The organism is Olavius algarvensis spirochete endosymbiont (assembly GCA_900608495.1).
In the GTDB taxonomy this organism is placed as follows: Bacteria; Spirochaetota; Spirochaetia; order DSM-2461; family DSM-2461; genus UBA2779.
Window position 1 is genome coordinate 1 of the sequence record UWYT01000281.1, and the last position, 10,423, is coordinate 10,423.

Here is a 10,423-nt window from a genome sequence, read left to right on the forward strand (position 1 = left end):
GATTGATACCTCCTCAATCGAAAAAATCACGAAGGAGAAAGTTATCGAACTGATGGTGGGACGTCCGCTCAATGCCGTCTATCCCGAGCGAAAATCCGACTTTTCGAAGAATCCCGTGATTTTGGATGTCAGGGGATTGAGCAAGACTGGACTCATATCAGATATCAACTTCCAGATTCGGGCCGGGGAAATCCTCGGAGTTTCGGGACTAGTGGGAGCCGGGCGTTCGGAAATGGCGAAGACCTTGTTCGGTCGTTTTCGGAAGGACGGAGGGCAGGTGTTTATCCACGGTGAGGAGATAGATATTAAATCCCCTGTCGACGCCATCAAGGCGGGGATGGCTTTCGTTACTGAAAACCGAAAAATCGAAGGCCTTACCCTCGGTCTTTCAGTGAAAGACAACATCATGTCTTCGAATCTCGATCTGGTTCGGAAATTCCTGGGATTCATCGACACCACCCTGGAGAATGCTATCGCCACCGATGGAGTGAATAAACTCAATGTGAAAACCCCCAGCTTGAAAACCCCTGTCCAGAACTTGAGCGGAGGTAATCAACAGAAGGTGATTACCTCCCGATGGCTAGTTCAGGATGTCAAAGCATTGATTCTCGACGAACCAACCCGGGGTATTGATGTCGGCACCAAGAAGGCTATTTACGACATTATGCGAAATCTGTCAGAGTCGGGAATCGCCATTCTCATGATTTCATCGGAACTTCCGGAAATTTTGGGAATGAGTGATAGAATCGCTGTAATGAAGGGCGGCCGGATTCTCGACATCCTGGATTCCTCAGAGGCATCCCAGGAAAAAATTATTACCCTGGTTACGGAAGGTTAGGAAATGAGCAGAACATCGAAACGATTCCACATCCCGGGTCCTTATCTCATCGTCATAGGAATGGTGGTAGTCCTGTTCCTGCTGGTGGACATTTTTAAAATCAACAACTACAGTGGTGAATTCCTATTCCTCAGTGTAGGAAACCTCCTGAACGTGATTAATCAAGCTGCCCTGTACGCCATCATCGGATTTGGAATGACTTGGGTAATCATCATTGCTGGGATCGACCTTTCGGTGGGATCTCTCATCGCTCTTTCGGGAGTTTTGCTGTCCATGTTCCTGGTGAATTGGGGTCTCCCGATTTGGCTGAGTATAGTCATGGTGTTGATCTTGGGATTGCTGATTGGTGGGCTTCACGGATATCTCATCGAGAGATTTGCCATACCGGCTTTCGTCGTCACCCTGGGAGGCATGATATTCTATCGAGGTTTCGCTCTTATGATCGTCGGCGGCGAGCCTATCTTCAACGACAATCCAGGCTTTTTGTTCATCGGGAACGGCTATCTTCTGGGAATCCCTTTCCCGATTTTTATCCTGGTGATAACTTTCGGCTTGTTCCACTACATCCTCCGCTATAGCCGATTCGGACTATTCATCTATGCGGTGGGTGGAAACGAAGAGGCGGCACGGCTTTCGGGTATCAACATCTACAAGGTGAAAGTTATCATTCATGGAATGTGCAGTATGGCCGCCATGATCAGCGGAATTATCCTGGCCTCGAGGCTTGGTTCTGGCCAACCCCTGGCGGGAAATACCTGGGAACTCTACGTAATCACCTCGGTGATTATCGGAGGCACCAGCCTGTCGGGCGGCATCGGATCCATCTCCTGGACTCTGGCCGGCGCTATTATTTTCGGGCTGATCAACAATGGGATGAACCTTCTGAACATCGTTCCATATTACCAATGGGTGATACGGGGCATTGTGATCCTTGCAGCAGTAGCCATCAAGGAAACCTCAGTCAAGAAACGCGCCCACGAGCACGGCACCCTCGTTGTCACCTAGTAATTGGAACTTCGAAAATGGTTCGGAGGAACTCCATATTGAGACTTGAAACGACGGGAAAAGTATTTGGGATCCTTATAGCCGATCAAGGTGGCAATTTGGTTTATAGCCATGTCTTCCCGTCCCAAAAGTTTCCAGGCGGCCTCCAGGCGAATTCTATCCAGGTAATTGATCGGCGTTGATCCGGTACGTTCCTTAAATTTTCGATTCAGATAGGATGAGCTGTAGTTCGCCAATCGGGCCAATTTCTCGATGCGGATTGTCTTCGCCATATTCTCGTGGAGGAAGTGGATAACTCGGCTGACAGGATCCTGGATATTCCAGCTCACGTCCAACTGCTGCTTGATGTAGTACATCAAAACCTGCAGTAGGTTGTCCAGAAGCTTGTATTTGTAGGTATAGTTTGTGAGAGATTGCCGATGGATTTCCACGAACAGCCATCTCAACCGGTTTTTAAGGTCGCTCAAGCGTCGAATTCGGTCCAATCCCGATGAATCGGGGAATTCAATCCAAAGGCAGATAATCTCTTGGTGATTGGAGAGATCGATTTTTTCCTTATGAGGAGTATGCTCGGGATATATCACGATATCGTATATCGAAAAAGTCAGGTCGTCGCTGTTACTGAAAATTCTCGCACCGCCTTCCATGAAGTAAATGATTTCCACGAAGGGGTGCTTATGCCAGTTGAAATTCCAGATATTGCTTTTCTCAGTGAAGCGTTTGCATGAAAGTAGTCTTACTCCCGAAAAGAATCCCTTTTTAAAAACAGAGTTCGGGGATAGAGAGGACATTGTTACAGCCTATCATGGAGTCTGATTTCAATAAATCGGCTAAATGTAAGATACCGGAATTGTTCCCGGAAAAACAGGAAAGATTCGCCGCGATTAAGCATACACTGCTCACGGCGTTTAAATAAAGATGCAGCCCTTCATCAAAATTCAGTTCACACCGGAACCTATGGTGAAATCAGACAAATTAAGATATCCTACTGCATATGAGAGTAAGTTTGGTACCTATGGTGCTGAGTATCACGATTCTATTCAGCACCTGCACGATTGAACAGAAACTGGTTCTAGGGAGTGAATACTCGGGGGTGTGGACCTTGGAGGGCAGGCTGATGTCTTTTGCTGGCGATGCGCTGGAAGACTTGGCAATCCTTGGAGGCTACGATAATTCGGACGCGTTTTATGATGAGGCGATATCGAAAACACTTGCCAGTTTGGGTGAACGCACAGATATAGAGAATTACAAGATTGAAAGGGTTGGAAAACATGGATGGATGGCCGATGCGGAGTTCAAAGATATTAAATCGCTTCTCGGAGATGCGGCCTTCGGTGGTATAGCAGACATCTACCAAAACGGTGATACTCATGTACTTAGTCTTAGGTTTAATCGTTCACGCGCCGCTGAACTTGAGAATCTGTTTCCAATGATAAAAGAACCTGCCTTCTCATTGCTTAATCCGGCATCAAGCGAGGGATTCAGCGAAGAAGAGTATACTACCGAAATACTGGGATTCACCTTCGGCGAGGAAAATTTACCGGCGTTACGGCGAGCGATGATGGTTTTGTCGATTACTGTATCCGGCACAGTGATAACGGTGGAGGGAGGTGAAAAATTGAGCGAGAACTCTGTCCGCTTTGAGGTGCCATTTACCCGCTTTTTGGTTCCTGAAAAGGAAATCTTCTGGCTAGTGAGCTGGATTGACTAACCCGATGTCTCTCCACTCCCACACGGCCTCGTTCAAGCTCTCATCTGCACTATTCGTCCCGTATTCGAAATTCCAGTACGAGGGGCAAATGATCGCTGTAGCCCTCTTCCTTGTCTGAATACCATCTCCTGGGCCTGCCCAGGGCATCTCCTATTATTTCTGGAGCGCCGGTCCGGCAAACTTCCAAGTTGAGCCCAGAACCATCGATTAATCCCCTGCTAATGAGAGCTCGATCGGGTCGATCCCAGTTATTCCGGTACCAGTAGGTTCCCGGCGCCCCAAGGGCGGGATCGGGGTTGGGATCGAAAAAAACAATATCGTCGCCTTGCAAACCCACTACTTCGCTTATCTCGCTGCGGAAAAGAGCCGCAGCAGGTTCGTTTGAGTTGGGCGGCCAGGGAGCGAGAGCAGCGGGTTTGATTTGTCCGTCACCAGGTGTGTTCAAATCGCCAATAATCAAGATTTTCGCTGATTCATTCTGACGCAGCAGCGGCTCAACCATATTTCGAACGATTGCAGCCTCTTTGAAGCGGGTGCCTTCTGTAATTTCGCGGCCATTATGGGGAGACTTCCAGTGAAGCGCAAAAACTTTTATCGCTCCACCCGGCGCATCAACGATGAAAGACAGCGCCGGCCTTAAGGGACGCGAATCGTAGAATCCGCAGTCTGCAACTTCGACGCTATGAATTGGATAACGGCTCAATATCCCACATCGAATAATACTATAACCGGGAATACCGAGCCTCCAGTGGTAACCCATACTTTTAAGATAACCATTAGCGAGTTCATCCAAAATTTCCGGCTTCTCCAATTCCTGCAATATCAGCAAATCGGCAGCTCCAGGAACACTGTTCCTTATTACTTCGGCTGTTCTGTCGAGTCGGCGCAGATAGAGCCGTTCGCTCCAGTTATCACTTCCCGGATCAAATTCGGGGTATTCGGTGTCGTCGTCGATGCCGTCAAAGAGATTCTGGACATTCCAGCTCATAACTGTCCATGTTTTTTCTCTCCGAGGCAGTGCACAACTGCTTGCTATCTGGGAAATAATCAGTATCAGGGCAATACTTCGACGTAAGATCACTATATCCTCACATAGCCTATAACTGCACTGTGAGGGCTTTGACTTGAACGAACTACTGACTTAGAGGTGAATTCTCGATAACATTCTTAGCGATGAAGAATCTGTGGCTGATAAAAATTGGAGAGATTGCGCTGAAAAAGGGAAATAGAGGATTCTTTGAACGGATTTTGGAAAGAAACATCAGGAAGAAGTTGTCAGAATTCTCGGCGGAGGAGGAGGGGGGGCAACAGAAAAATCAGCTCACGAAACGAACTGGACGCTATTACCTGGAGACTGCGATTCCCGACGAACAAGCATTGAAATTGCTTTCCCGCACGCCGGGCGTGGTTGGATTTGCTCGTGCATATAGGATTGGAAAATCGTTGGACGAACTCACTAAAACCTCCGTATTCATAGCGCGGGAATGCCTTGGGGCCGGTATTGGCACAAGCTTTAAAATCAAGGTGCGGCGGGCTGATAAGAGTTTGGCATTGGATAGCCAGGGATATGCGGCCGAACTGGGAGCACGAGTGCTAAGCGCCCTGCCGGAACTGAGCGTAGATGTACATAATCCGGATTTCATTATCGAGGTTGAATTGCGCGAATGGGCCTATGTGTATCAGGAACGGATGCCGGGAATTGGTGGCCTGCCGGTTGGCAGCGCTGGACGCGGCGTTTTGCTGCTCTCTGGCGGAATAGACTCACCGGTGGCTGGATACTTGATGGCCAAAAGAGGAATGCGGCTGAGCGCTGTTCACTTCCATACGCCGCCTTTCACCTCCGAAGAGGCCCATGACAAGGCAGTGAGACTGGCGGGATTGATTGCGCCATGGTGTGAGGGTATTTCACTTTACAGCGTACCGTTCACCGATTGCCAAGTGGCTATCAACAAAGGAGTAGACAAATCAGTTACAACCCTGCATTCCAGAGCGGCAATGATGCAAATTGCCCAACGCATCTTTATTACCAGTGGTAAGATGAGTGCGCTTATTACTGGAGAATCATTGGGGCAGGTTGCAAGCCAAACCCTTGAATGTCTAACCTATACCAACCAATCGGTTTCCACTCCGGTGTTTCGTCCCCTCATTAGCATGGATAAGGAGGAAATAATTGCACTGGCCCGCAAGATTGGAGTTTACGAAACAGCAATTGAGCCCTTTGACGATTGCTGTACACTCTTCAGTCCTGAACACCCCCTAACAAGGCCAAATCCAGCCACAGAACTTCACAATTACGGAAAAATAGAAGGACTGACGCAGTTAATTGAGGCGGCGGTTGAGGGTGCGGAAACCATTAGTTTCGACAGTTGGGGGCGACGCTGCGCTTAGGGTTTCAAGTTTAGAAAGCCTAGGCAGTGGCCTTCTTGTCCTCTGGTGCACTGGAGCTCAGTGTTTGGTCTGCTTTCGTTGAGTCGCTTTTTGTTTCTTTCAGGTTTTGCTTATTCGATCCATCAGTCGATACGGCCTCTGTTTTTCTCGCATCGTTCACATAAAAACCCGAACCTCTGAAGATTATACCCAGGCCGCCACCTATCAACCTTTGCAATCCTTCCTTGCCACAGTTTGGACACCGTGTCAGAGAGTCATCGGACATACGCTGAAAAGTTTCAAAACCGTGGCCGCATAAGCGACATTCATAATCATAGTTAGGCATAGCATGTGGAATATAACAAAAGGCCCGGAAAAAAGGCAAGCTGGTAAGCTCCTAGTTTTGCCGAATCGGTATACCTGACGCCGCAACCTCCCTTTTTATTTGCGCAATCGTATAATTGCCGTAGTGTACCATGCTCGCAATCAGGGCTGCGTCCGCTTTGCCAATACCAAGTACCTCGGCGATATGTTCGGGCTTCCCGGCACCTCCGGAGGCAACAACTGGAACTCCCACAGTCTCGCTAAGTATGCAAGTGGCATGTAATTCATACCCTTCCTGTGTGCCGTCGGTATCAATCGAATTCAACACGATTTCCCCAATACCCCTGTTTTCTGCCTCCTTCGCCCATTCAAGCATATCTCTTCCGGTTTTAACTCGCCCACCATCCACAAACACTCCGTAACCCGACGACTTTGATTCATCGGCGGCAACATCCATACCCAGGACAATGCACTGAGAACCATAACGGCTAGCCCCATCTTCAATAATCACCGGATTCCGAACCGCTGCTGAATTAACGCTAACTTTTTCCGCTCCGGCCATGATTACCTCACTCATATCGTCGACAGATGCGATGCCCCCACCCACACAAAATGGAATAAAAATACGCTCGGCAACCCTTCGCACCACATCAATCATAATCCCCCTCCTCTCAGATGAGGCTGTAATATCGTAAAAAACCAGTTCATCCACTCCCTGTCGATAATATCGTTCAGCCATTTCTACTGGATCGCCGACATCGGCATTCCCCTCGAATCTAATCCCCTTGGTGGTTTTACCATCCCTAACGTCCAAACAGATGATGATTCTCTTCTGGAACAACTAGACTATCCTCTCCACAAAATTCCGCAAGACTTGTAAACCTCTTGGTCCGCTCTTCTCAGGATGGAATTGAGTGGCCCAGATATTGTCCTTATGAATTGCGGCAGCGAAGGGAACCCCATATTCCGATCGTCCCGCAACCCAGGGTGAGTCTGTGCCATCGGCTAAACACAAGGGTAAATAATAGGAATGATCAAAATAAAATGAACTCTCCGGGGATACATCCTCAAACAGCAAGGAACTATCGTGAATAACAGTGTTCCAGCCAATCTGGGGTACTTTGAGGCCATCCGATGTCGAGAATCGTCTCACATCCCATGGAAGCAGTCCAAGCAAATCCGTATCGTGCTCCTCGGTATGGTTGGCGACAATTTGACAACCCAGGCAAATTCCCAGCAGGACCCGCCCGCTTGCGGCAAAATCACAGAGTGCTTCATCAAGATGAGTGGCTCTTAGGATATTCATAGCATGCCTGGCCTCGCCTACCCCGGGAAAAATCACCTTCTCCGATGCCGCAACAACCTTTGAATCCGAAGTAATTTTGAAACAGGCATCCAAGTGGCGCAGAGCCAACTCCACGCTCTTCAAGTTTCCCGATCCATAATCAATTACTGCTATCAAACCCCGTCACCTCCAAGGCAAAATCAAAGCTCAAAAAAATCTCCAATAAATCAACAGGAATCGAGGGATGGTTTATGATAACTTCCGACTCTCGTGCTTCTATATCCAACCCCGCAAGAAACTCTGGAAATCCGGAAGCCTCACCAATTCGCGATGCAAGACTCAATCGCATAGCAAGAGCCAAGGATTTTGCAAATTGCGGATTTAGCGGCTGGATAGACATGTCGAGCGAATAGGCATCGTCGCCGACTTTGCTAAAAGCTCCGCCAACCAAATCCACAATTACATCTCCGGCGAAATTTCTCACCGGAACAGTGGGCAAAAAACTGTGAATCAGATCGGGATCGGACAGCCAAAACGCTAAATCCGTGCCTTCGGTAGTAATCCCAACTGATGCTATTTCCATATTCTTCGAAGCAGTACTGAGGCGAACTAACATTGAATCCAGCTTGCCGGAGGAAATAATCAATTCCCTCCTCGAAATAACCATAAGCTGCAAACCAGCAGGGCCAAACCATCGATTACAGCCCGTTTTCACCCATTCTTCCCCCAGCACCTCTCCAAACAGTGCCTTAGGCCAATTTCCAATCGCAACTATGTGAAATGGAACCCTCTTAGTTCGCTTTCCCTCAGTCGATGAATCAATCTCCAGACCAATGGTTAGATGTTCCATGCGCTCACTGGCATCCGACAGGTTTCTTGGGTCGATCCCAAATTGAAGCATAAGAGTGTTCACTAAAGACTCATTCCCCGGAACAGCAATCTTCATAATGAAGTTCGATTCCGTGGGCAAACTATCGGCAATGCTCGAATAGGTAATTTCCGGCAAGGTGCGACAGGAAAGAACTAAGAAAACCAGAGCCGGAATCCAGAATCCCTTCAAGCAAGTGGGTTCAGATTTTGTTGGAAATAGAGACTCGCACACTTAAATCTCCCGTTTGGATTTCGGTTGAATTGGGATCGGACTTTGGAATAGGAAGCCACCGAATAGAATCAGCCAGAATTTCGCCGCAGATATGGCTATGATGCACCGCCGCCGCTTCTCTAATCTCATCTGGTCCGTCCGCAATAACCGAAATTCTGTCTGTAACATTGAAACCACCATTCTTACGCAGATTTTGTATACCACGAATCATGTCTCTTACCAGACCCTCGGCCAAAAGTTCCGGTGTTATTGCTGGGTTTAGCGCTACTGTAAGCGATCCCTCGTTCATCACCTTCAAATCCGTTTTCTCAGAACGTCGAATTTCCACGGAATCGGCGTCAATCTCAAGCTGCTTCACGCCGTCGTTTTGATACTCCAAACGCAAGGTATGACCATCCATCAGGCCCCTGATTCTAGCGGAATCCAGTTTCTCAATCTGCGTTGCGACAGCCTTCATGCCTCTCCCCAGCTTCTTTCCGAGAGTCTTGAAATTCGCCTTGGCAGAGTATTCAATCAATTCTTCCTCGTTATCGCTAAACAGCACCTCTTTCACGTTTAGCTCCTCCGTAAGAAGCTCCCTCATTCCCTCCAGTGCTGCTCTCTCCGCACTCACTCGAGTTGCAATATGAAAGCTTTGCAGCGGTTGACGAATCTTCAGTTCATACTTGTTTCTCAGTGCTCTGCCGAGATTGACAGCCCGCCGAATAACGCTCATCCTGATTCCAAGTTCTTCGTCTATGGCAAAATCCGAAAGTTCGGGCCAGTCACAGAGATGAACGGACTCGGGGTCGTTCTCCTCCCGAAGATTTCTATAAATCTCCTCAGTAATAAAGGGCATGAAGGGTGCTGTAACCTTTGCAAGGTTAATCAAAGCTGTACGCAAAGTCGCATAGGCCTCCCGCTTATCCATATCCATCCTATTTCCCTCATTACTTCTCCAGAACCTGCGTCTGGAACGCCGGATATACCAGTTGTTAAGCATGTCAATGAAGGCCAAAATCGGTTCGACAGCCCTTTGAATATCATACGCATCTAGATGCCTTGCAACTCCACTAATCAGTAAACCGGTTTCAGAGAGCAGCCATCTATCAAGCAGAGCGATAGAATTTCTGGACGCTGAAGTTGGTTGAACCCCATCAATATTGGCATATGTAACATAAAAACTATATGCGTTCCAAAGGGGCAGCATCACACCCTTTAACACTTCACGAACACCCTCATCAGAATACCTTAAGCCCCCCGCTCTCACAACTGCCGAATTCATCAGGAAAAGGCGCAAAGCATCAGCGCCATATTTATCAATAACTTCGCCAGGGTCGGTGTAATTTTTCAGGCTCTTCGACATCTTCTTTCCGTCTTCCGAGAGCACCAAGCCATTAACCACAACATTTAGATAGGCTGAAGTTCCAAAAAGTGCCACCCCAAGCACCATCAGCGTGTAAAACCAACCACGCGTTTGATCAAGACCCTCACAGATAAAATCGCAAGGAAAATGCTCCTCAAACCACTTTTTGTTTTCAAACGGGTAATGAACTTGAGCATAAGGCATAGCGCCTGATTCAAACCAGCAATCAAGTACTTCCGGAATACGTCTCATCATTCCCCCACAGACGCAGGCCCAACTCAGTCGGTCGATATAATGCTTGTGCAAATCCCCCCCCTCTTCCCGATGAGCCTTGGCTTTGGCATATCCAATCTTCCCGTATAATTCCTCTCTGCTTCCCAGACATTCCCTCGCACCACAAGTATCACATTCCCAAAATGGCAGCGGATTACCCCAATATCTGTTGC

11 protein-coding genes are annotated in these 10,423 nt (G+C 48.1%); 4 read left to right on the top strand and 7 right to left on the bottom strand.

The features are described from left to right. A partial coding sequence (locus S1OALGB6SA_RS08710; protein ID WP_148084059.1) for an ATP-binding cassette domain-containing protein occupies nt 1-838 on the top strand: 838 nt, incomplete at its 5' end. A 3-nt stretch (nt 839-841) separates the two neighbouring features. Continuing rightward, the gene (locus S1OALGB6SA_RS08715) at nt 842-1,843 is read left to right on the top strand and encodes an ABC transporter permease (protein ID WP_052080219.1); all 1,002 of its coding nucleotides are present in this window, start codon (nt 842-844) and stop codon (nt 1,841-1,843) included. Here the strand turns inward: S1OALGB6SA_RS08715 and S1OALGB6SA_RS08720 are convergent. After that, nucleotides 1,840-2,634: an AraC family transcriptional regulator gene (locus S1OALGB6SA_RS08720; RefSeq protein ID WP_081950127.1), complete on the bottom strand. Its 795-nt coding sequence runs from the start codon at nt 2,632-2,634 to the stop codon at nt 1,840-1,842. The genes S1OALGB6SA_RS08715 and S1OALGB6SA_RS08720 overlap by 4 nt on opposite strands. Before the next feature lie 203 nt (nt 2,635-2,837). On the opposite strand from S1OALGB6SA_RS08720, the gene S1OALGB6SA_RS08725 reads away from it, so the two are divergent. Beyond that, on the top strand, nt 2,838-3,554 hold the full coding sequence (locus S1OALGB6SA_RS08725; protein ID WP_124033213.1) for a hypothetical protein: 717 nt from the start codon (nt 2,838-2,840) through the stop codon (nt 3,552-3,554). Between the two features lie 49 nt (nt 3,555-3,603). Here the strand turns inward: S1OALGB6SA_RS08725 and S1OALGB6SA_RS08730 are convergent, their stop codons facing one another. Further along, on the bottom strand, nt 3,604-4,635 hold the full coding sequence (locus tag S1OALGB6SA_RS08730; protein ID WP_124033214.1) for an endonuclease/exonuclease/phosphatase family protein: 1,032 nt from the start codon (nt 4,633-4,635) through the stop codon (nt 3,604-3,606). 92 nt (nt 4,636-4,727) lie between these two features. Between S1OALGB6SA_RS08730 and thiI the strand changes: the two genes are divergently transcribed. Then, a complete protein-coding gene (gene thiI, locus S1OALGB6SA_RS08735) occupies nt 4,728-5,942 on the top strand; it encodes a tRNA uracil 4-sulfurtransferase ThiI (RefSeq protein WP_124033215.1) in 1,215 nt (404 codons plus the stop codon). A gap of 19 nt (nt 5,943-5,961) precedes the next feature. On the opposite strand, the gene S1OALGB6SA_RS08740 is transcribed toward thiI, so the two are convergent. The 5 genes from S1OALGB6SA_RS08740 to S1OALGB6SA_RS08760 form a co-directional block, all read right to left on the bottom strand. Then, complete coding sequence (locus S1OALGB6SA_RS08740) at nt 5,962-6,267, bottom strand: FmdB family zinc ribbon protein (RefSeq protein WP_124033216.1); 306 nt, start codon at nt 6,265-6,267, stop codon at nt 5,962-5,964. A 51-nt stretch (nt 6,268-6,318) separates the two neighbouring features. Beyond that, nucleotides 6,319-7,086 (bottom strand): imidazole glycerol phosphate synthase subunit HisF, encoded by a 768-nt coding sequence (hisF, locus tag S1OALGB6SA_RS08745; protein WP_124033217.1) that lies wholly within the window; start codon nt 7,084-7,086, stop codon nt 6,319-6,321. Then, on the bottom strand, nt 7,087-7,707 hold the full coding sequence (hisH, locus tag S1OALGB6SA_RS08750; protein WP_124033218.1) for an imidazole glycerol phosphate synthase subunit HisH: 621 nt from the start codon (nt 7,705-7,707) through the stop codon (nt 7,087-7,089). It abuts the gene before it with no gap. Beyond that, nucleotides 7,691-8,632, bottom strand: a complete 942-nt coding sequence (locus tag S1OALGB6SA_RS08755) for a hypothetical protein (protein ID WP_124033219.1) — start codon at nt 8,630-8,632, stop codon at nt 7,691-7,693. Before S1OALGB6SA_RS08755 ends, hisH begins: the two co-directional genes overlap by 17 nt. Continuing rightward, nucleotides 8,601-10,423: class I tRNA ligase family protein (locus S1OALGB6SA_RS08760; protein ID WP_148084060.1), on the bottom strand; the 1,823-nt coding region annotated here is incomplete at its 5' end. The genes S1OALGB6SA_RS08755 and S1OALGB6SA_RS08760, both read right to left, overlap by 32 nt.

Coding starts and splice junctions, on each gene's coding strand:
- S1OALGB6SA_RS08715 (WP_052080219.1), top strand. CDS start 842: ATGAGCAGAACATCGAAACGATTCCACATCCCGGGTCCTTATCTCATC.
- S1OALGB6SA_RS08725 (WP_124033213.1), top strand. CDS start 2,838: ATGAGAGTAAGTTTGGTACCTATGGTGCTGAGTATCACGATTCTATTC.
- thiI (WP_124033215.1), top strand. CDS start 4,728: ATGAAGAATCTGTGGCTGATAAAAATTGGAGAGATTGCGCTGAAAAAG.
- S1OALGB6SA_RS08740 (WP_124033216.1), bottom strand. CDS start 6,267: ATGCCTAACTATGATTATGAATGTCGCTTATGCGGCCACGGTTTTGAA.
- S1OALGB6SA_RS08720 (WP_081950127.1), bottom strand. CDS start 2,634: ATGTCCTCTCTATCCCCGAACTCTGTTTTTAAAAAGGGATTCTTTTCG.